Origin of the sequence: Rhodococcus ruber (assembly GCF_027270735.1) — a bacterium.
Classification (GTDB): Bacteria; Actinomycetota; Actinomycetes; order Mycobacteriales; family Mycobacteriaceae; genus Rhodococcoides; species Rhodococcoides rubrum_A.
The window spans coordinates 127,908-147,242 of the sequence record NZ_JAPWIJ010000002.1; the positions used below are offsets into that span (position 1 = coordinate 127,908).

21 protein-coding genes are annotated in these 19,335 nt (G+C 64.4%); 10 read left to right on the plus strand and 11 right to left on the minus strand.

Annotation, left to right across the window (positions count from 1 at the left end):
• Positions 1-37 precede the first annotated feature (37 nt).
• On the plus strand, positions 38-226 hold the full coding sequence (locus O4220_RS04290) for a hypothetical protein (RefSeq protein WP_032405716.1): 189 nt from the start codon (positions 38-40) through the stop codon (positions 224-226).
• Positions 227-396: 170 nt separating this feature from the next.
• Here O4220_RS04290 and O4220_RS04295 read toward each other — a convergent pair whose 3' ends face one another.
• Positions 397-795 (minus strand): STAS domain-containing protein, encoded by a 399-nt coding sequence (locus O4220_RS04295; protein ID WP_269602376.1) that lies wholly within the window; start codon positions 793-795, stop codon positions 397-399.
• A gap of 216 nt (positions 796-1,011) precedes the next feature.
• Positions 1,012-1,491: a MarR family winged helix-turn-helix transcriptional regulator gene (locus tag O4220_RS04300; RefSeq protein ID WP_037154039.1), complete on the minus strand. Its 480-nt coding sequence runs from the start codon at positions 1,489-1,491 to the stop codon at positions 1,012-1,014.
• Positions 1,492-1,639: 148 nt separating this feature from the next.
• Between O4220_RS04300 and O4220_RS04305 the strand changes: the two genes are divergently transcribed.
• Positions 1,640-3,706: an MMPL family transporter gene (locus O4220_RS04305; RefSeq protein ID WP_269602968.1), complete on the plus strand. Its 2,067-nt coding sequence runs from the start codon at positions 1,640-1,642 to the stop codon at positions 3,704-3,706.
• Positions 3,703-4,332, plus strand: a complete 630-nt coding sequence (locus tag O4220_RS04310) for a lipocalin family protein (protein WP_269602378.1) — start codon at positions 3,703-3,705, stop codon at positions 4,330-4,332. Before O4220_RS04305 ends, O4220_RS04310 begins: the two co-directional genes overlap by 4 nt.
• Before the next feature lie 102 nt (positions 4,333-4,434).
• Here the strand turns inward: O4220_RS04310 and O4220_RS04315 are convergent, their stop codons facing one another.
• Both O4220_RS04315 and O4220_RS04320 read right to left on the minus strand, forming a co-directional pair.
• Positions 4,435-5,055, minus strand: coding sequence for an FKBP-type peptidyl-prolyl cis-trans isomerase (locus tag O4220_RS04315; protein ID WP_269602379.1), 621 nt, complete (start codon positions 5,053-5,055; stop codon positions 4,435-4,437).
• A 34-nt stretch (positions 5,056-5,089) separates the two neighbouring features.
• On the minus strand, positions 5,090-5,944 hold the full coding sequence (locus O4220_RS04320; RefSeq protein WP_269602380.1) for an SDR family oxidoreductase: 855 nt from the start codon (positions 5,942-5,944) through the stop codon (positions 5,090-5,092).
• A 120-nt stretch (positions 5,945-6,064) separates the two neighbouring features.
• Here O4220_RS04320 and O4220_RS04325 point away from each other — a divergent pair, with 120 nt between their 5' ends.
• Positions 6,065-6,439: a winged helix-turn-helix transcriptional regulator gene (locus O4220_RS04325; RefSeq protein WP_269602381.1), complete on the plus strand. Its 375-nt coding sequence runs from the start codon at positions 6,065-6,067 to the stop codon at positions 6,437-6,439.
• On the opposite strand, the gene O4220_RS04330 is transcribed toward O4220_RS04325, so the two are convergent.
• A complete protein-coding gene (locus tag O4220_RS04330; RefSeq protein WP_269602383.1) occupies positions 6,440-6,790 on the minus strand; it encodes a VOC family protein in 351 nt (116 codons plus the stop codon).
• Positions 6,791-6,904: 114 nt separating this feature from the next.
• On the opposite strand from O4220_RS04330, the gene O4220_RS04335 reads away from it, so the two are divergent.
• Positions 6,905-7,477, plus strand: coding sequence for a DUF6764 family protein (locus O4220_RS04335; protein ID WP_269602384.1), 573 nt, complete (start codon positions 6,905-6,907; stop codon positions 7,475-7,477).
• 312 nt (positions 7,478-7,789) lie between these two features.
• Here the strand turns inward: O4220_RS04335 and O4220_RS04340 are convergent, their stop codons facing one another.
• The 3 genes from O4220_RS04340 to O4220_RS04350 all read right to left on the minus strand — a co-directional run bounded on the left by O4220_RS04340 (position 7,790) and on the right by O4220_RS04350 (position 10,740).
• Complete coding sequence (locus O4220_RS04340) at positions 7,790-8,809, minus strand: hemolysin family protein (RefSeq protein ID WP_269602386.1); 1,020 nt, start codon at positions 8,807-8,809, stop codon at positions 7,790-7,792.
• On the minus strand, positions 8,806-10,212 hold the full coding sequence (locus tag O4220_RS04345; RefSeq protein WP_269602387.1) for a hemolysin family protein: 1,407 nt from the start codon (positions 10,210-10,212) through the stop codon (positions 8,806-8,808). Before O4220_RS04345 ends, O4220_RS04340 begins: the two co-directional genes overlap by 4 nt.
• A gap of 120 nt (positions 10,213-10,332) precedes the next feature.
• Positions 10,333-10,740: a universal stress protein gene (locus O4220_RS04350; RefSeq protein WP_269602388.1), complete on the minus strand. Its 408-nt coding sequence runs from the start codon at positions 10,738-10,740 to the stop codon at positions 10,333-10,335.
• 113 nt (positions 10,741-10,853) lie between these two features.
• On the opposite strand from O4220_RS04350, the gene O4220_RS04355 reads away from it, so the two are divergent.
• From O4220_RS04355 to O4220_RS04365, 3 genes are read left to right on the plus strand one after another with little or no spacing between them, the layout of a single operon-like run.
• Positions 10,854-11,843 carry a Bug family tripartite tricarboxylate transporter substrate binding protein gene (locus O4220_RS04355; RefSeq protein WP_269602389.1) on the plus strand — a complete coding sequence of 330 codons (990 nt, stop codon included), beginning with the start codon at positions 10,854-10,856 and terminating at the stop codon, positions 11,841-11,843.
• Positions 11,840-12,373: a tripartite tricarboxylate transporter TctB family protein gene (locus tag O4220_RS04360; RefSeq protein WP_269602391.1), complete on the plus strand. Its 534-nt coding sequence runs from the start codon at positions 11,840-11,842 to the stop codon at positions 12,371-12,373. The genes O4220_RS04355 and O4220_RS04360 overlap by 4 nt, the downstream gene beginning before the upstream one ends.
• Before the next feature lie 16 nt (positions 12,374-12,389).
• Entirely contained in the window at positions 12,390-13,895 is a 1,506-nt protein-coding gene (locus O4220_RS04365) for a tripartite tricarboxylate transporter permease (RefSeq protein ID WP_269602392.1), read from the plus strand.
• Between the two features lie 66 nt (positions 13,896-13,961).
• Here O4220_RS04365 and O4220_RS04370 read toward each other — a convergent pair whose 3' ends face one another.
• Both O4220_RS04370 and O4220_RS04375 read right to left on the minus strand, forming a co-directional pair.
• Positions 13,962-15,035: an alkene reductase gene (locus O4220_RS04370; RefSeq protein WP_269602393.1), complete on the minus strand. Its 1,074-nt coding sequence runs from the start codon at positions 15,033-15,035 to the stop codon at positions 13,962-13,964.
• 112 nt (positions 15,036-15,147) lie between these two features.
• Positions 15,148-17,328: a glutamine synthetase III gene (locus O4220_RS04375; RefSeq protein WP_269602394.1), complete on the minus strand. Its 2,181-nt coding sequence runs from the start codon at positions 17,326-17,328 to the stop codon at positions 15,148-15,150.
• Between the two features lie 207 nt (positions 17,329-17,535).
• Here O4220_RS04375 and O4220_RS04380 point away from each other — a divergent pair, with 207 nt between their 5' ends.
• On the plus strand, positions 17,536-18,003 hold the full coding sequence (locus O4220_RS04380; RefSeq protein WP_269602395.1) for a polyketide cyclase: 468 nt from the start codon (positions 17,536-17,538) through the stop codon (positions 18,001-18,003).
• A 25-nt stretch (positions 18,004-18,028) separates the two neighbouring features.
• Complete coding sequence (locus tag O4220_RS04385; protein WP_269602396.1) at positions 18,029-18,469, plus strand: SRPBCC family protein; 441 nt, start codon at positions 18,029-18,031, stop codon at positions 18,467-18,469.
• Between the two features lie 4 nt (positions 18,470-18,473).
• Here the strand turns inward: O4220_RS04385 and O4220_RS04390 are convergent, their stop codons facing one another.
• Positions 18,474-19,295, minus strand: a complete 822-nt coding sequence (locus O4220_RS04390) for a class I SAM-dependent methyltransferase (RefSeq protein ID WP_269602397.1) — start codon at positions 19,293-19,295, stop codon at positions 18,474-18,476.
• Between the last annotated feature and the right edge of the window lie 40 nt (positions 19,296-19,335).

Here is a 19,335-nt window from a genome sequence, read left to right on the forward strand (position 1 = left end):
TGGATTAGGTTGCGCGGCATCGGGGCATCCCGACGTCATGGCAAACTACAGAGTTATCGATCCGCACGGAACCGTCGTCGACACCAAGGACATTTCCAGTTCCGAGGATGCGCACGCCTGGTTCAAGGACAGCCGCGCAGACAACGAAGAGTTGGGCTGGCGACTGGAAGTGGAGCACGACGGCGAATGGGCGTTCTTCAGCGACTCAGAAGGAACCAAAGACTAGTTCGCCTGGGCTTGAACACATTCGGACGATCCTGCGCCTCGGCCATGCCGTCGGTCAGGGTCGTCCGTTCTGTGAATCGAGGTTGTGCAATCGAGGGCAGAACCAACAGTGGGCAGCCCCTGTACAGGAGCTGCCCACCTCTTGTCGCGGCGATTATCGCCGGAGTACTTCTAGTCGCTCGACGGACGAGACGTCGGAACAGTGGCCTCGAGGTCTGCTACCCGGAGCAGACGCGAGACCGATCGTCCTGCGACGACCGACCAGGACGCACCGATACCGGCCGTGTAGCCGCGGACTGCGTCGAAAACTGTGAGACCGGCGATGCCGAAGAAATCGACATCGGACAGGTCGAGGGTGACGTGCCGTTTGCTGGACACGCGGCTGCAGACGAAATCGGAAAACATCGGCGCGCTGCGCATGTCGATGTCGCCGTGGACGGCGACGACGAGCGAGCCGTCGGGGCCGTCGTGCGCGGTGAAGATTGCTCCGGTTGCTGCGACGGACACGGACTTCTCCGCGACAGTCACCGGGGTGATTCGAACTTTGTTGCCTGAAGATTCAACACTCATGGCAGATCCCATCGATCGGTCGAACTGAGGGGGAAACCGATTGACGCAGCGGGAGCAGAATAATGCCTGACCCGGACGCCGACTTCGCTGCGTTTCCCCGTGACCGGCTGTTAGCTCAACCTCGGCCAACCTTACGGCACTCGCAGGCTCGGAGTCCAGCATCGGCTCGAGCAGGCCGCCCACCAGCGGTTCGAACATCGCACCCGGGCACGCGCCCTACGCTCGACTGCTGTTACCCAGGTCGGCGTGGTGTTCACGCATGGCACCGATGAGCGATTCGAACACCCGATGCGCGGCGGCCAGATCGGCATCGGGAAGGTCTGCCAGTGCGGCGCTGGTCCGCATTCCGAGGGGTCCGAAGAAGCCGCGAGCGACCTCCATCCCGTGCTCGTCGTACCGCAGAATCACTTTGCGTCTGTCGGATGCGTCCGATTCGCGTCGTATGTGACCCGAAGCGATCATGCGCTCGACGAGGTAGGTCATCGCCGCAGACGAGAGCCCCAACATCGTGCCGAGTTCACCTGCAGTGAGCGGTGCGCCCTCCACGTCCGCGACCATCACATGCAGCAGGGCACGAAAGTCGTTGGGCCGCAGGCTGTGCAGGGCCCCGAAAACCTGACCGATCTGCTCGGAGACCGAAGAAAGCGCTCGGAGATCCGCGGATATTGCGGATTCGAGGTGGTTTCGGTCGGTCATGTCGGTGGTAACTCCTTCGCCGCGGTCATCGTCAGACTACTGCCCGCAACAGGTTCAGTTGCTTAATATCTAAGTAAATGAGATTGTTTTGAGCGTGGACAGCACACGAACCGAGAACAACGCCGCGTGGGATCGCATCGCCGCAGCGGTGACGCACCGTCGATCATGGGCGATTGCGCTCGCGATCCTCGTACTGTCGGCCGCCGTCATGGGGCTCGTCGGAAGCAACGATTCGGCCGGCCAGTCACCGAATTCGCTGCCGACCTCCGCCGAGTCCTACCAGGTGGACCAGCTTCTGGCCGAGTTTCCGGACTCCGATACCGCCCCCGTGATCCTGGTTCTGAGCCGTACCGACGGCACAGACCTGACCCCGGCCGATATCGAGGCCGCTGCGGCCGCACAGACCCGACTGCTCGCCGTCGACCGTTCCGTGCCCGACGCGCCGGGACCCCCTCCGATCGTGGCACCCGACGGCAAGGCCGCGATCGCGCTCGTTCAGGTCGACTCCCAGCTGTCGGGCTTCACGCTGAACGAACTGATCACCGAGCTGCGGTCCGCCGCGACCGACGGCCTCGCACCGGACCTGCGCGCGCAGGTCACCGGCGGACCTGCCTTCGGTGCCGACATCGCGAACTCGTTCTCCGGAGCCAATTTCACTCTGCTCGCCGTCACCGCGCTCGTGGTGGCTGTCCTTCTCATCGTCACGTACCGATCACCGATCCTGTGGTTGGTGCCGCTGGCGGTCATCGGTTTCGCAGACCGGTTCGCCACTACCGTCGGCACGGCCCTGGCCGAGGTCACCGGCCTCTCGTTCGACGGTTCGACCTCGGGAATCACCAGCGTGCTGGTGTTCGGTGCCGGCACCAACTATGCGCTGCTGCTGATCTCCCGGTACCGCGAGGAATTGCGTCACGAGTCCGACCACCGCCTCGCCCTTCGTCAGGCCGTCCGGCAAGCCGGACCCGCGATCATCGCCAGCAATGCCACCGTGGTGCTCGCTCTGCTCACCCTCCTGTTGGCAATACTGCCGAGCACCCGCAGTCTGGGAGCGCTGGCCGCAGCCGGACTGGTCGTCGCAGCGGTGTTCGTCCTGTTCGTGCTGCCGCCACTGCTGGCGCTGTGCGGCCCGAAGCTGTTCTGGCCGTTCGTCCCCAAGCAATCGGATCGCGACACCACCACCGAAGGCGTGTGGCATTCGATCGCAGCAGGTGTCTCGCGGCGGCCGGTGGCAACGGCCTCGGTCACCATCGTCGCGCTACTGGCGTGCTGTGCAGCACTGTTCGGCGCTCGGATCGGACTCTCGCAAACCGAACAGTTCCGTGTCACCGCCGAATCCGTCGAAGGATTCGACACTCTCTCGCAACACTTTCCGGCCGGCTCGGCCGATCCGACGACAATTCTCGCGCCCACCACGAGCATCGATGAGGTAACAGGCATCGCCGAGGGCACGGACGGGGTCGTGTCGGTCGATCGTGTCGCCGATTCCGATACCGGACTGACCCGCCTGTCCGTAGTCACCGATGCAGCTCCCGCGTCCGACGCGTCGTTCACCGTGGTCGAAAGCCTCCGCTCTGCACTCGCCGGGGTGGACGACGCTCGAGTAGGCGGCAGTGACGCCAAGGCACTCGACACCACCGACGCCGCCGCTCGTGACCGTCTGGTGGTGATTCCCGCGATCCTCGCGGTGGTGCTCGCCGTACTTCTGATACTGCTACGAGCGGTGGTCGCACCGCTGATCCTGGTCGCGACAACGGTATTGAGTGCAGTGGCCGCCATCGGTATCGGTAGCTGGGTGAGCCTGCACATCTTCGGATTCCCTGCGCTCGACGACAACACCCCGCTGTTCGCGTTCCTGTTCCTCGTTGCCCTGGGAGTGGACTACACGATCTTCCTGGTCACGCGTACCCGCGAGGAAACGCCGCGGCACGGCACCAGGGCTGCCATCGTGCGGGCGGTGTCGGCCACCGGCGGAGTCATCACCAGTGCGGGAATCGTCCTGGCAGCCGTATTCTGCGTACTCGGCGTCCTGCCGCTCATCACACTCACCCAGCTGGGCATCATCGTCGGTCTCGGCATTCTGCTCGATACCTTCGTGGTGCGCACCGTCGTCATCCCCGCCCTGTTCACCCTCATCGGCCCGAGAATCTGGTGGCCGAACAGAATCGATTCCAGCGAGACCGCAACCACAACCGCAACACAAGGAGCGAATAGATGAACATCCGTACCGCACTGGGACGCACCGCAATTGCCGGAGTGTTCGCCGCAGGTGCCCTGCTCGCCGCTGCCCCGGCGCAGGCGCAGCCGGTCGGCCCGCTGGGATCGGTCGGCCTCGAACCGCTGGCTCCGATCCCGTCACTCGATGTCGAGCGTTACCTGGGCACTTGGAACCAGGTTGCCGCGGTGCCGCAGCCGTTCAACTTGATCTGCGCCCGCGACACCCAGGCGAACTACCAGATGATCGACGAATCCAACATTCGCGTCGAGAACACGTGCACCACCTGGACGGGCCAGGAGAACCGCATCGTCGGCAACGCTCGGGTCAACGACACGGTCACCAAAGCCCAACTGCACGTGAGCTTCCCGGGAGTTCCCACGCAGGAAAGCCAGGAAGGGCCGACCAACTACATCGTGGCCTACATCGCCGACGACTACTCGTGGGCGTTCGTCGGAAGCCCCACCCGCACGTCCGGATTCGTGCTCAAGCGCACGCCCGACGTCAGCGTCGAGCAGTTCCGCGAGATCCGCAGCGTCGTCGAATCGCTGGGCTACGACTCGAACTTCATCACCACGACGCCCACGCCGGGCGGCGCAACGACGATTCAGCAGCTCTCGACCGTGTAGTGCGGCGGAGCCGCAGTGGCGTGGTTATGTGCCGCAGAGGGCACGCGGGAGTGGAGCCCGCGGAACGACCCAGAGACAGAACCACGCCACTGCCGCAGGCACTCAGCTCGCGGACAGGATCGCAATCGCGAAGATCAAGCTGTCTCCCGGTTCGATTCCTGCCTGCGGCTGGCCGCTCGGGTAGCCGTCGGCCGACGTGACCGCAACGGCGACTGTCGAGCCGACGGTCTGCCCGGCGATTGCTTTCTGGAAGCCCGCCACCACACCGTTCAGCGGGAAGTCGACCGGAGCCCCGGTGCCCTCGTAGCTGCTGTCGAATGTCTCCCCGTCGCGTCCGTTGACGCCCAGGTAGCACACGGATACCTCGGCGTCGTCCGCGATGACCGGACCGTCCCCGACCGTCAGTGTCTTCACCTGTGTCTCGGCGACGCTGAACGGGGCCTCGACCGTGACCGCCGGTGCCGCCGTGTCCGTGGATCCGACGACGGCGATGCTGCCGGTGTCTCCGGCCAGCGTCCACTCGGGGGTTGCCGCCGAGTCGGGGGCTGCCGTGGGGCAGGTTCCGGTCGATGCTGCCTCGGCCGAGGCGGACGCAGAGGCGGACGTCGTCGTCGCCGGGGACGAGCTGTCCGAATCCGAACTGCACGCACCCGTCAGGAGAACGAGCGATGCGGAGGCGGCCAGGAACAGGGTGCGGGTCTTCGTCTGATTCACCGCGCTCACGCTACAAGTAGCGGCGCAGTCCCCGGCACACCCATCACATCGCGGCGCGGAGCACCTCGGCCACGGGAGTGGATGCTCGACCGGTCAAGGTCTGCAGGTCACCGGAGTCGGTGTCGAGTTCGCCTCGCGAGATGCCGGCGTCGGCACTGGCGAGCATGGTCGCCACGAAATCGGGCAGACCGGCACCCTCGAGAATTGCGGCGTACTCGGACTCCGGCACATCCTTGTAGACCACCGGCTTGCCGGAGACCTCACCGATGACGGCCGCCAGATCGGCGTAGGTCAGGCGCTCGTCGCCACCGAGCTCGTAGATCTTGCCGCCCTGATCGTCCTGGGTCAGCACGGCGGCAGCAGCTTCTGCGTAGTCCGCTCGCGATGCTGCCGCGATCTTGCCGTTCCCCGCTGCGCCGAGCAGAACCCCACCCTCGACGGTCTGGGCGAGCGAGCCGAGGTAGTTCTCCCAGTACCAACCGTTGCGCAGGAAGACCGCGGGGATCGCCGACGCGGTGAGGCGCTCCTCGGTCGCCTTGTGTTCGGGGGCCAGGCTCACTCCGGACGTGTCTGCGGCGAGCAAGCTGGTGTACGCGATGAGGCTTACCCCCGCCGCTTCTGCGGCGTCGATCACGTTGTTGTGCTGCGCGATTCGCTGCCCCACCTCGGATCCCGAAATCAGCAGCACCTTGTCCACGCCTGCGAATGCAGATGTCAGGGCAGCAGTGTCGCTGTAGTCGGCAACCCGAATTACGACGCCGCGTTCGGCCAGCTGCGCGGCCTTGTCCGCGTCACGGACGACGGCCACGATATCGCCGGGTGCGACGCCGCGTGTGATGAGTGCGTCGACGACGAGTCCGCCGAGGTTGCCCGTTGCTCCGGTTACTGCTGTGGTCATGCCGACTCCTGCGTGTCTCGGGGTTGAGGTTTCAAGTTCCAACTCATCATGCACTTACTTTTTGTGCAGTGCAACCGCGATGGTAATCACTGACGTTTCGGCATGCGCTAGCATTGCCATATGCCCGATTCCGCCGACTCCCTCGAAGCGTCCGTCTTCGCGCGGGACTGCGCGTCGCGACAGACCCTGCAGAATGCCACGAGCAGGTGGGGAGTCCTGGCCCTGGCGGCACTCACCGAAGGCGACTATCGCTTCAACGCATTGCGCCGACGCGTCGACGGCGTCAGTGAACGCATGCTGTCGCAGACCCTGCAGACGCTCAAGCGTGACGGCCTCGTGGTGCGCACAGTGCGGGGGACCATCCCACCCAAAGTGGAGTACAGCCTCACCCCGCTGGGACGCGACGTCGGCACCCGCTTGAGCGACCTCATCGAACTCATCGAGGGCAACATGCCGCTCGTCCTCGAATCACGCACCCAGCACGACGCACGCTGATCAGCTGGGCGGAGTCACCAAACACCACTCGTTGCCCTCGGGGTCGAGGAGTACCTGAAAGGATCCGGCCGCGTCGGAGTGCCGGTCGCCGAGCACTGTCGCACCCAGGGCTACCGCCTGCTCGACGGCACTGTCGATGCTCGGTACGTCGACGTCGAGATGAAGTCGGTTCTTGCCGACTTTGCCCTCGGATACTCGCTGGAACGCCAGTCGGGTGAACCCGGGAACGTCCACGAAGTGCCATGCGTCGTCGCGCGCCGCCGGCATCCCGCCGAGCACCCCCGCCCAGAATTGCGCCAGCAATGCCGGCTCTGCGCAGTCGAAAACGACCTCGTCGATGCGTCCGATCATGAGGCAATCGTAGGGACCGACCGCGCTCCACGTTGCGTTACCTCAGCGTTATTTCACCGAGACGTTTTCGAGATGTCGACGAACCCGCACCGCGCCCGAGCAGGTCGAGACTCGATGTCAGGGAGTCGGGTCCCCAGCAACAATGGCCCAGCGACCATCACGCTCGGCGCACCGGTGCCGACGCATCGATCTCGGGAGGCATTCACCATGTTCCACATCAAGAGAATTCTCGGCGGAGCGGCAGCACTCGGATTCGCCTGTACCTTCGCGGCCCTGGTGCCCGGCACGGCATCGGCTGCACCGGTCGCCTGCACCACAGCCCCAGGAGGTGGCGACATCGCTGCGCTCGTCGAAGGATCACAGTGCGACAGCTCCGCAGACGGTGCCAGCGCGGCCGCAGGATTCGGCCTCGAGGGTTGGGGCTCGGCGGAGGCCATGAACAATGCGGCCGCTCTGGCGCTCGGACTGAACGGCGGAACTGCCGTCAGCAACGGCAGTTTCGGCGGCGCGCCCGCGGCGATCGCCTTCGGCCCCGGCGCGGTTGCACAGAACACTGCCGCGGGCCTCGGACTCTCCATCGCGGTGGCCGCACCGGGCTCCACCATCACGCTCACCCCTGACGGCGCAGTATGCAACGGTGCCGGAATCGCGGGTAGCTTCACCACGCTTCAGGGCTGCATCGGCTGACACGTTCCGAGCAACGCACGCGAGTAGGCGATATGGATGCCGCCGAAGGCCGGGTCATCTACAGTCTCAATGACCTACAAGTCTCGGTATGCGAGTCGGCAACGACCCGCTGAACAAGGAGTTCGACGGCAATGATGTCCTACCTGCTCTACGACGTGCTGCTCCCCCAGCTCGGCCACGACGTCGCGTCGTACTGGGCACACCTGTTGGTCGTCGCCCCGATCTGAGTACTCGGGCTCGATACGACAGAGATATCCCCGATCGGCCGTGTAGGCCGGTCGGGGATATCTCGTTTCGAAAGCCGGAACCGAGTCAGACGGGTTCGGGCAGAAGCCGCGTCAGCACATCCGACAGCGTCACCACGCCGATAGTCCGCTCGGTGTCACCTACCCCCACCGAAGCATCCACCACCAGTGCCAGATGGTGCCGCGTCTCGCGCATCGACGCGAGCGCCACGTACACCGGCGTGGTGGACTCCAGCGTGTACGCCGGACGCGTGATCTCGGCCAGATTCTCGGGATCGGTCAACGTGTCTCGCACGTGTACAACACCTTTCACCACGTCCTTGTCGCTGACGAGGATGCGAAGATGTCCACTGATCCGTGACGCCTCCCGCACGTCGTCGATCGAGGCCGACGACGACACCGAGGTCGGTGTTCCGCTCCCGACAACCAGATCGCCGACGGTGAGATCCTGCAGTTCCAGCGCTCCCGAAATCTGCGCCTGGTAGCTGGCGTCGAGTGCACCGACGTTGACCGAGTGCTCGACGAGCTGACGGAGATCGTCCGCGTTCTGCCCGGACCCCACCTGGTCGGCCGGCTCCACGCCGACTTTGCGTAGGCACCAGTTGGCCATGTTGTTCAAGATCGTGAGAACCGGCCGCGTGACGAACATGAATCCACGCATGGGAAGCGCGAGCATCGTGGCCGACTTCTCCGGATGCGCGATGGCCCACGACTTGGGAGCCATCTCGCCGACAACCAAGTGCAGGAACGTGACGACGATCAGCGCGAGGACGAATCCCAGTACGTCGGCGAACCAATACGGCAGGCCGATGCCCTCGAAAAGCGGTGTGAGCCAGTAGTGCACCGCCGGTTTGGTCGTCGCACCGAGGGCGAGGGTGCACACAGTGATACCGAGCTGCGATCCGGCGAGCAGCACCGTCAGCTCCGAGGAACTGCGCAGCGCGGCCCGAGCGGATCGCGAGTTCGGTGCAGCATCTTCGAGGCGATGCCGCTTGGCCGCGAGCAGAGCGAACTCGACAGCGACGAAGAAGGCGCTCGCAGCGATGAGACCGATGGTGACGGCCAGAAAGACCCAGAGGTTGCTCATCGGTGTGCTCCTGCAATGTCGGACTCGGCCGAATTCTCGTCGCGCTCGGTTGCCCGCTCGTCGATGGTGAGGGTGAGTAGTGACGGCACGTGACTGTCGATCTCCTGCACCTCGATCGTGACGAATCGAATCGGCGTCTCGTCGTCGTTGGCCAGATCTGCGTTGTCCGGTGGGAGATCCACCTCGATGCGGGTACCGACGTCGGGCAGCGAACCATGATGCGCGATGGCGAATCCGGCGATGGTCTCGTAGTCCCCGTCGGGCAGATCCACCCCGATCGCGCGCTCGACCTCGTCGACGTGCACCTCCCCTGCCATCGTCCAGCTGCCGTCGTCGCCGCTGACCGGGCTCGGGTCGAGTACGCCGTCGTCGTGCTCGTCGGTGATTTCACCGACGAGTTCCTCGGCCAGGTCCTCGATGGTGATCACGCCGGTGAGGCCGCCGTATTCGTCTATGACACAGGCCAATTGGTTCCGTGTCGCCCGCAGCTCGCGCATCGCGTCGGGCAGGCTCTGCATCTCGGGCAGAATCAGTGCATCGCGGGTGAGACCGGAGATCGGCGTCGAATCGGGCTCGACGGAGCCCAGCACGTCGTGCAGGTGCACGACGCCGACTATTCCGTCGTCCTCGTCGAGCACCGGATACCGGGAATGCTCCTGTCCCATCAGCGCTTTCACCTCACCGAGGGTGTCGGTGTCGCGCACCGTTGCGGCTCGTGAACGCGGGATCATGGCATGTTCGACGTTGCGCGTCGGGAAGTCGAGAATGCGATCGAGAAGAGTCGACAACTCCTCGGGCAGGTCGCCGGTTTCACGGGAATCCGAGACGATGTGTTCGAGGTCGCGCGGATTCGCCGAGTGCTCCACGTCGTGCACGGGTTCGATCTTCAGCGCCTTGAGCAGCAGATTCGACGACTGATCGAAGATGGTGATCAACCAGCCGAAGAGCTTGAGGTAGATGGTCGTCGAGAGCGAGAGCCATCGGGCCACCGGCTCCGGGCGGGCGATGGCGAAGTTCTTCGGGAACAGTTCGCCGAAGAGCATCTGTACGAACGTCGCGAACGTGATCGCAAGAACGGCACCCAGTCCGACACCGACAGCTGTCGGAACACCGACGCCGCCCAGTATCGCGCCGAACGACTGGCCGATCAGCGGTTCGGCGACGTAGCCGACCAGCAGTCCGGTGACCGTGATGCCCAGCTGCGCACCCGAGAGCATGAACGACGTGCGCTTGGTGACGGTCAACGTACGAGCCGCGACGGCGTCGCCGGCCTCGGCACGCGCCTTGAGCCGGGACCGGTCGACGGTCATGTACGCGAATTCCTGAGCTACGAAGTAGCCGGTTGCGACGGTGATGAGAAAAACGACGAGCAGGCCGAGCAGAAGAGTGAGCAGAACGCTCATTCGCCGGACACCGCCTCGCACGTAGTAGCTGTGGTGCGGGGAGCCGTGTCCGGCCCGGGTTTATCGCTGTCCATGATTCCTCGGGGTCGTGTGATGTGAAGTTTGTCCGATACTACCGGGTCACGGTGCCTTCACGACGAGGACGGGAACCGGGCAGTCCAGCAACACTCGCTGAACCGTGCTGCCCATCAGGAACTTGCCCACAGCGGATCGACGCTTGGAGCCGATGACGACCATGCCCGCACCGACGTCGGCAACGAGATCGACCAGAGCGCCGGCCGGGTCTCCACCATCGGGTTCGACGCGCACGGTCGTGGCCGCTCCCGGCAGCGTCCGCTCCACCTCGGCCTGCGCCGCGCTGCGGTCCTCCGCCGACACGGAATCGCGGTCCACCACGGACAACACGATCAGCTGGGCCTGACGGAGCTCGGCCTCTGCGGCACCACGTCGCAGCGCCTCCTGCCCCTCAGGGGTGTTGCTCATCGCTACTGCCACTGCACTCGCTACCGCTGTGTTCGCTGAAGACACGGTCTCTCCCGTTGCTCGAATCCACCGAGGATTGCCCTCGACGTTGTGAACTGGACTAATCGGACAAACTGTATCTAACCTGACGCTGTGACACACCACACGAAAGGTCTCTGATGGCGATACCGCCCACATTGTTTAGAACAGTCGGCGCCCTGGCGGTGGTGGGAGCGGTGACCGTGGCGGGTATCGATGCCGCTCGCAGTGCCAGCGGCTCCGATGCCCGAGCCAAACTGACACTGATCGCTCCGGCTGCTGCGGGCGGCGGCTGGGATCTGGTCGCCCGCGAGTCGCAGCAAGCGCTGCGCAGCGATGGCATCGTCAACAACGCCCAGGTCGTCAACGTCCCCGGTGCAGGCGGCACCATCGGTCTGAGCCAACTCGAGAACCTCAGCGGTCAGCCCACCACCGTCATGATCACCGGCACCGTGATGCTGGGCGGCATCGCGATCAACAACTCCGAGACCACCCTCGCCGACACCGTTCCGATCGCCAAACTCGCCGAGGACTTCGAGGTGTTCGTCGTCCCGAAGGACTCGCCGATCCAGAATCTCGAGGACATGATCGAGGCCTGGCGAGCGAACCCCGGTGGCCTGCCGATCGGCGGCGGGTCGCTCGGCGGCATCGATCACATCGTGGCGGGTCAATTGGCCCAGGAAGCCGACATCGATCCGGCCGCAATCAATTACATCGCCTACTCCGGCGGCGGCGAGGTGCTGACGTCGCTGCTGTCGAACACCGTCGGCGTCGCGGTCAGTGGGTTCAACGACTTCCGCGACCAGATCGAGGCAGGCAACGTGCGTGCACTCGCGGTGGCCGCGCCCGAGCCGCTCGAGGGATTCGACGTGGACACGTTCATCGAACAGGGTTACAACGTCGACCTCGTGAACTGGCGCGGAATCGTTGCGCCGCCTGGAATCTCGGACGAGGACCGACAGACTCTCGTCGACATCGTCACCGAGATGGTCGACACCGAGCAGTGGGCAACGGCCGTCGAACGCAACCGTTGGAAAGAGTCGGTGGTGACGGGAGACGAGTTCGGAGAGTTCCTCGACGTCGAACAGGCACGCATCACCGGAATTCTCGAGGAGTTGGGGCTGGTATGACAACAACAACGACCACCGACACCGACACGTCCCGGTCTTTCTGGACCGGCCGTAGCGGATTGATCGTTCCGGCGCTGCTCGTCGCACTTGGAGTGTTCCTGGTCTACGGAACCGTCACGATGCAGGTTCCGCCGACCGCCACTTCACCTGGCCCGCAGGTCTTTCCGGCCATCGTCGCCGGCGGCTGCTTCGTGGTCGCGCTGTTGATCACCATCCAACTGATGGTCAAGCCCGACGTGATCGACCGCGGGGTCGACGCCGACGGTAAGCCGCACACCGGCACCGTGAGCAATTGGCGCACCCTGTCGATCACCGTCGGATCGGTGGCCTTGTTCATCGCCCTGCTCGACCCGCTCGGCTGGGTACTCGCCGGAGCGTTGCTGTTCTGGGGCGTCTCGATCGGATTGGGTGGTCGCCGTTACGTGTTCGACGCGGCAGTCGCACTGCTGGTCTCGAGCGCCGTTCAGATCGTATTCTCCGCGGGCCTCGGCCTGACCTTGCCCGGCGGCGTCCTCGCCCAGATCTTCTGACGGAGCTGAATTTCCGATGGATTCATTGAGCAATCTTCTCGACGGGTTCGGCACCGCGCTGACTCCGATGAACCTGGTGTGGGTGTTCGTCGGCGCGTTGCTCGGCACCGCCGTGGGCGTCCTGCCCGGTCTCGGCTCTGCCATGGCGGTGGCCCTGCTGCTGCCGGTCACCTTCACCCTCGACCCCACCGCTGCCCTGATCATGTTCGCCGGAGTGTATTTCGGCGGCCTGTTCGGCGATTCGATCTCGGGCATTCTGATGAACACCCCCGGCAACAGCACCGCCATCGCCGGTACGTTCGAGGGGCATCGAATGGCCAAGAACGGCCGCGCCCCACAGGCTTTGGCGACCTCGGCCATCGCGTCGTTCATCGGTGGCATGATCGCCACGACCCTGGTCGTGTTCTTTGCCCCGACACTTGCGGCATTGGCGACCAACTTCGGACCCGCCGAATATCTCGCCCTGGCGGTGTTCGCGTTCATCGCGACGTCGGCAGTGGTGTCGGACTCGGCCCTCAAGGGTCTGACCGCCCTGCTCATCGGCCTCACCCTGGCCGTGATCGGTATCGACGGACCCTCGGGCGCTTCACGATTCACCTTCGAGGTGCCGGCCCTGTTCGACGGCATCCACATCGTCGTCATCACCGTGGCGATGCTCGCCCTCGGTGAAGTGATCCACATCGCGTCGAAGATCGGGCGGCCCGAGGATCGGTCGTTGATCAAGTCGCAGGGGCGACCGTGGCTGAGTAAGGCCGAATTCCGCGAAGCACTCCCGGCCTGGCTGCGCGGCACGGCATTCGGTGTGCCGTTCGGCGTCATACCGGCGGGCGGTGCCGAGGTGCCGAGCTTCCTGGCCTACGGTACCGAACGCAGGCTCGATCGTAAACGCGAGAAGCCGATGTTCGGCAAGGGTGCCATTCGTGGCGTGGCAGGGCCCGAGGCAGCTGGAAACTCCACAGCCGGAACAGCAATGGGCGCGCTACTGGCCTTGGGGCTGCCGACGTCGGCGACGGCCGCGATCATGCTGGCGGCCTTCCAGCAGTACGGCATGCAACCCGGACCGCTCCTGTTCGAGCGCAGCGGAGACATCGTCTGGGCTCTGCTGGCCAGCCTCTTCCTGGCGATGATCGTGCTGCTGATCCTCAACCTGCCGTTCGCACCGTTGTGGGCCCAGCTGCTGAAGATCCCCAAGAACTACCTCTACGCCGGAATCTCGGTGTTCGCTGCCCTCGGCGTCTACGCGTCCAGTGCGTCGATCGTGGATCTGATCTTCATGCTCGGGCTCGGCATCGTCGGATTCATGATGCGTCGCTACGAGATTCCACTCGCACCGGTGTTGATCGCGGTGATCCTGGGCCCGCTCGCCGAGGAATCCCTCAGACGTGCACTGGCCGTCAGCGAGGGCGACCCGTCGATCCTGGTCAGCAGCGGCATCACCATCGTGCTCTACGCACTGATGGTCATCGCCGTGGTGTTCTCGATCGTCAGCAAGATCAGGGCCCGCAAGACCGCCGACTTCTGAGCGCGCTCCGCGCAGTGGTGTGGTTGAGTGCCCTCTGGGGCACTCAATCACACCACTGCGAAGCACTTAGTGCTGCAGGGCCGGGTAGTCCGTGTAGCCCGTGGCACCATCGGTGTAGAAGGTGCTCGGATCCGGCTCGTTCAGGGGCAGATTCTCGCGCCAGCGGTAGGCGAGGTCGGGGTTGGCGATCGCCGGACGGCCGACGACGATGGCGTCACCGATGCCGTTGTCGAGCAGCGACAGAGCCTCGTCACGGCTGGTGATCTCACCGAAGCCACTGTTGACCAGCACGGAGCCGCCGAAGGCCTGCCGCAGATCCTGAACCAGCTCACCGGCCGGATCCTTGTGCAGCACACTGAGATACGCCAGACCCAACGGTGCGATTCGGTCGACCAACGCGCGGTAGGTGGCACGCACGTCGTCGGCGTCCGTCTCGAGGGCATCCTGAATGTTGTGCTCGGGTGAGATACGAATTCCCACCTTGCCTGCGCCCAGGGCTGCGACCACTGCCTCGACGACCTCGGCGACGAAGCGCGCACGGTTCTCGGGTGAGCCGCCGTACTTGTCGTCTCGCTGGTTCGATGCCGGCGAGAGGAATTCGTGCAACAGGTATCCGTTGGCACCGTGAATCTCCACGCCGTCCATTCCGGCCGCGATCGCGTTCTTCGACGCCTGCACGAAGTCCTCGATCACCGACGGCAGCTCGTCCTCACGCAACGCGCGCGGGGTGGGGTACGACTTCTTGCCCTCGTACGTGTGAGTCTCGCCCTCGATAGCGATGGCGCTGGGCCCGACGACCTCACGGCCACCCGTCGTCGCCTCGTGGGTAACCCGACCGGCATGCATCACCTGAGCGACGATCGATCCGCCCTCGGCGTGCACTGCGTCGGCAACGTTGCGCCAACCCTCGATCTGCTCGTCCGTGACAAGACCGGGCTGGCCTGGGAAGCCCTGGCCTGCATGGCTCGGGTAGGTGCCTTCGCTGACGATGAGCCCCAAAGACGCCCGCTGCTTGTAGTGCTCGACCACCATCGGGCCCGGCACGCCGTCCTTACCGGACCGAACCCGCGTGAGCGGGGCCATCACCAGCCGGTTGCCGAGCTTCAGGTCACCGAGGGTCAACGGGGAAAACAACTTCATGGATCTCTCTCCTCACGAGTGCGTGCACAGTCTTTGCCACTGATCACTCGAACGATCGAGATCCATGAAGCTATTCCGATCCGAGAGATTGCTCACGCCGGAAACAGCGCACTTACAGGATGTACAGCATCTCCTGGTACGTCGGCAGCGGCCAGAGATCGTCGGCCACCATTGCCTCGAGCGTGTCCGCCGCCGAGCGGACCGCCGCCATCGCGGGCAGCAGTTCGTCCTTGGCGTGCACGGCCTCGGCCAGAGCGTCGCCGCCCGGGTCGGCTTCCAGCGCGCCCTTCAACGTCGCCAACGCTGTGCGCAGCTCCGACAGCGGAGCCGAGACTGCGTGCAGCGCAGTCATGTCCACGTCCTCGACGCCTGCACCCTTGAGCGCGCTGACGTTTTGCGCCAGTTCCGTCTGGTAGCGCACTGCAGCGGGCAGGATGGACGTCTGGCCCATTTCCAGCGTCAACCGCGCTTCTACGAACACCGTCAGCGCATACTGCTCGAGTCCGATCTCGTAGCGCGAGTGCATCTCTCGGTGATTGAACACCTTGTACTTCTCGAACAGTTCCATCGCCGACTCGGAGATCAACTCCGGCAATGCGTCGAGGGTGGTACGCAGATTCGGTAGTCCTCGTGCTTCGGCCTCGACCTGCCAGTTGTCGGAGTAACCGTCACCGTTGAACACCACTGCACCGTGTTCGGTGATGATCTCCGTCAGCAGGTTCTGCACGGCGGTGTCGAAATCGGTGCCGTCGGCGACGGCGGCCTCGAGATTGGTCGCCATGTAATCGAGCGCCTCGGCCATGATCGTATTGATCGTGACCATCGGGCCGTTGACGGTCTGCATGGAGCCGGGAGCGCGGAACTCGAACCTGTTGCCCGTGAACGCGAATGGGCTCGTCCGGTTGCGGTCGCCGGGATCGGTCGGCAGAACGGGCAGGGTGTCGGCACCGATCATCATGGTGCCCTTGCCCTTCGAGGACGTGGCTGCACCCTTGGCGATCTGATCGAACACGTCTGCCAGCTGATCACCGAGGAAGATCGAGATGATCGCGGGCGGAGCCTCGTTGGCCCCGAGACGGTGATCGTTGGTCGCCGACGCCACCGAGGCGCGCAGCAGACCACCGTACTTGTGCACCGCACGGATGACGGCGGCGCAGAAGACCAGGAACTGCGCGTTGTCGTGCGGGTTGTCGCCGGGAACGAGCAGCGATCCGAGCTCGGAGTTACCGAGCGAGAAGTTGACGTGCTTGCCCGAGCCGTTGACACCCTCGAAGGGCTTCTCGTGGAACAGACACTCCATACCGTGCTTCTTGGCGATCGTCTTGAACGTCGTCATCAGCAGCTGCTGGTGATCGGCTGCGATGTTGCCGCGCTCGAACATCGGCGCGATCTCGAACTGCCCGGGGGCGACTTCGTTGTGCCTGGTCTTGGCCGGAATACCGAGCTTGAACAGCTCACGCTCGGTATCCATCATGAAGCCGAGCACGCGCTCGGGGATGGCTCCGAAGTAGTGGTCGTCGAATTCCTGCCCCTTGGGTGGCTTCGATCCGAACAGGGTACGACCGGCGTTGAGCAGGTCGGGGCGGGCCAGGAAGAAGTGCCGGTCGACGAGGAAGTACTCCTGCTCAGGACCACAGAACGAGACGATGTTCTCGATGTTCTCGTGTCCGAACAACTTCAGGATGCGCTCGGCATGTCCGCCCATCGCCTGCTGCGAACGCAACAACGGCGTCTTGTGGTCGAGGGCCTCACCGGTCATCGAGACGAACACCGTCGGGATGCACAGGGTATTGCCGTTCGGGTTCTCGAGCACGTACGCCGGGCTGGTGACGTCCCAGCCGGTGTACCCACGAGCCTCGAACGTGTTGCGCAGACCGCCGTTGGGGAAGCTCGACGCGTCGGGCTCGCCCTGGATCAGCGTCTTGCCTGCGAATTCGGCGAGCGCACTGCCGTCACCGACGGGATCGAAGAAGCTGTCGTGCTTCTCGGCCGTCAACCCGGTGAGCGGGTAGAAGACGTGGGCGTAGTGCGTCGCGCCCTTCTCCAGGGCCCAGTCCTTCATCGCCGACGCCACCGCGTCGGCGACCATGGGGTCGAGCTTCTTACCCTTGTCGATCGTCGCCATCACGGACTTGAAGACCGATTTGGGCAGACGCTTCTGCATCACGACCTTGCTGAAGACGTTCTCACCGAATATCTCGCCCGGCTTCTCATCTCCCACGAAGCTGACCGCAGGCGGCACATACGCCTCGACGTCTTTGATCGCCTGCAGGCGTACGGTATTTCCACTCATGGCTACCCCTTGACAAGGTGCTGCTCCACAGCTGGATTTTGCGGAGTCCGACCCGGCGACTGTACGAATGCGACGTGGCGGTCGTGTTTCGTCGTTGTGTCCACTGCGATGCAAAACAGACGGGGAGGCAAAAACGGCAATCGGAGTTTCTTTCCGCGCACACGGGGTAACTCCATAGCCAGCGTAAACAACTGAAAGGCGTGTTCCATGACCGACGAGTTGACCGTCCGGCGCGTGATCGACGCTCCCCCCGCCTCAGTGTTCACCGCGCTCGCCAATCCCGAGGTTCAGGCTGCGGTCGACGGCTCGGACATGCTGCGCGGCGCGATCGACCCGACCCCGCTGCGCGCGGTGGGCGACACCTTCGCGATGGATATGTACCAGCCGGAACTGGGCGAGTACGTCATGGAGAACACCTTGTTCGTGTTCGAGCAGGACCGGCGCATCGGTTGGATCCCCAATCGCCAGGGTATGGAACCCCGTGGCACGCGCTGGTCCTGGGAACTCGAGGAGGTCGCCGACGACCGGACAGCCCTGACCCAGGTGTACGACTGGTCGCGTGTCACCGACCCGGAGTTCCGCAAGATGGCCGGGTTTCCGCGGGTGACCGAAGACCAGATCGTCGGCACCATGCGCCGGCTCGCCGAACATCTCGGCGTCCCGCTCGAAGACTGATCCCCAACAACAGGAAAGAAACCCCATGGTCGACGTCACCCGCACATTCACCGCCGCTGTTCCGCTGGAGAAGGCGGCCGCATTTCTTCGCGACTTCTCCAATGCGCCGTCGTGGGATCCCGGAACCCAGAGCTGCACGCAGATTACGGACGGGCCGGTCGCCGTCGGAACACAGTGGCACAACGTCTCGAAGCTGTTCGGTATCACCACGGAGTTGACCTACACCTTGGTCACGGACGAGCCGAATCACATCGTTCTCGAAGGCGAGAACAAGACAGCCACCAGCGTCGACGACATCACGCTGACGGCGGAAGGCGACCGATCGACGCGGATCGACTACCACGCGCAGGTCGAGTTCAACGGTGCCGCAAAGGTTGCCGGTCCGTTCCTGAAGGCGGGTTTCGAGGCGAAGGTCGCGCCGGACACCGTGGAGAAGATGACCGAGGCGCTCGAGCGGCTGAACTGACGGCTTACCTGCGCGCGACGATCGTGAAGTTGTCGGCCGCGCTCGTCTCGACCTCGGCTGCCACGATCGAACCGTCGTCGGCGAAGATCTCCACGATCGTGAACCCGGCACCCATCACCAGCGACCGCACATCCGACACCGTGGTGAAATGCATGAACGGCGCAAAATCGTGTGCAGCGAGCGGAGCGATGGCCCATGATCCCCGATCGTCGATGCGAGATCTGGCCGACCACCAATTACGCACGCTGCGAACAACACCGGTAGGATCGAGCAGTCTCCGCCCGATTGCCGTCACGGCCCGTTTCGGCGAGAATCTGAACCGCTGCGTTGGCCTGCTCAGCTGAAACGGCTTCTCCCCGAACGACGGTCCGTTGCGGTTGAGGGTGGAGAACACCAACACCCCGGAACCCGCAAGAAGTCGAAAGAATTCGGCGAGTACCCGGCCGCGCTCCTCGTGGGTGACGGTGTCTATCCCGTTGTTGCTGAACACGATCAGGCCGAACTCGCCGTCGGCGAAAGCCGTCAGACTGCGCGCATCGGCCACGTGCGCTTGCAGGTCCGGGAAATTCCGTCGGAACGCGTCGATCATGTTGGGCGCGTAGTCGATCGCCACGTACTGATCGCTCATGAGCCGCAGCAGGGCTGTGGTTCGGCCACTGCCGACGCCGACGTCCAACACCGGCGTTCCGCGAGCAATCGAGGCCGCAGCGACCAGCGCCGCCGCTTCGCCACGGTCGAGAAATCCGTCTGTGGGGCCGGCGTACTCCACATAGGCCGCGGCCACCCGAGCACTGTCGAACACATCCCGGTTGTGGTCTGTGGACACGCTGATCACCTCTTCTTCCCTGACCGCTGCCACACGCGTC

Excerpts from the sequence above, each read along its gene's own strand:
- O4220_RS04340 (WP_269602386.1), bottom strand. The coding sequence starts at position 8,809 with ATGAGCAACCTCTGGGTCTTTCTGGCCGTCACCATCGGTCTCATCGCT.
- O4220_RS04360 (WP_269602391.1), top strand. The coding sequence starts at position 11,840 with ATGACAACAACAACGACCACCGACACCGACACGTCCCGGTCTTTCTGG.
- O4220_RS04385 (WP_269602396.1), top strand. The coding sequence starts at position 18,029 with ATGGTCGACGTCACCCGCACATTCACCGCCGCTGTTCCGCTGGAGAAG.
- O4220_RS04325 (WP_269602381.1), top strand. The coding sequence starts at position 6,065 with ATGCCCGATTCCGCCGACTCCCTCGAAGCGTCCGTCTTCGCGCGGGAC.
- O4220_RS04365 (WP_269602392.1), top strand. The coding sequence starts at position 12,390 with ATGGATTCATTGAGCAATCTTCTCGACGGGTTCGGCACCGCGCTGACT.
- O4220_RS04375 (WP_269602394.1), bottom strand. The coding sequence starts at position 17,328 with ATGAGTGGAAATACCGTACGCCTGCAGGCGATCAAAGACGTCGAGGCG.
- O4220_RS04310 (WP_269602378.1), top strand. The coding sequence starts at position 3,703 with ATGAACATCCGTACCGCACTGGGACGCACCGCAATTGCCGGAGTGTTC.
- O4220_RS04335 (WP_269602384.1), top strand. The coding sequence starts at position 6,905 with ATGTCAGGGAGTCGGGTCCCCAGCAACAATGGCCCAGCGACCATCACG.
- O4220_RS04330 (WP_269602383.1), bottom strand. The coding sequence starts at position 6,790 with ATGATCGGACGCATCGACGAGGTCGTTTTCGACTGCGCAGAGCCGGCA.
- O4220_RS04380 (WP_269602395.1), top strand. The coding sequence starts at position 17,536 with ATGACCGACGAGTTGACCGTCCGGCGCGTGATCGACGCTCCCCCCGCC.
- O4220_RS04320 (WP_269602380.1), bottom strand. The coding sequence starts at position 5,944 with ATGACCACAGCAGTAACCGGAGCAACGGGCAACCTCGGCGGACTCGTC.
- O4220_RS04295 (WP_269602376.1), bottom strand. The coding sequence starts at position 795 with ATGAGTGTTGAATCTTCAGGCAACAAAGTTCGAATCACCCCGGTGACT.
- O4220_RS04300 (WP_037154039.1), bottom strand. The coding sequence starts at position 1,491 with ATGACCGACCGAAACCACCTCGAATCCGCAATATCCGCGGATCTCCGA.
- O4220_RS04355 (WP_269602389.1), top strand. The coding sequence starts at position 10,854 with ATGGCGATACCGCCCACATTGTTTAGAACAGTCGGCGCCCTGGCGGTG.
- O4220_RS04345 (WP_269602387.1), bottom strand. The coding sequence starts at position 10,212 with ATGAGCGTTCTGCTCACTCTTCTGCTCGGCCTGCTCGTCGTTTTTCTC.
- O4220_RS04290 (WP_032405716.1), top strand. The coding sequence starts at position 38 with ATGGCAAACTACAGAGTTATCGATCCGCACGGAACCGTCGTCGACACC.
- O4220_RS04370 (WP_269602393.1), bottom strand. The coding sequence starts at position 15,035 with ATGAAGTTGTTTTCCCCGTTGACCCTCGGTGACCTGAAGCTCGGCAAC.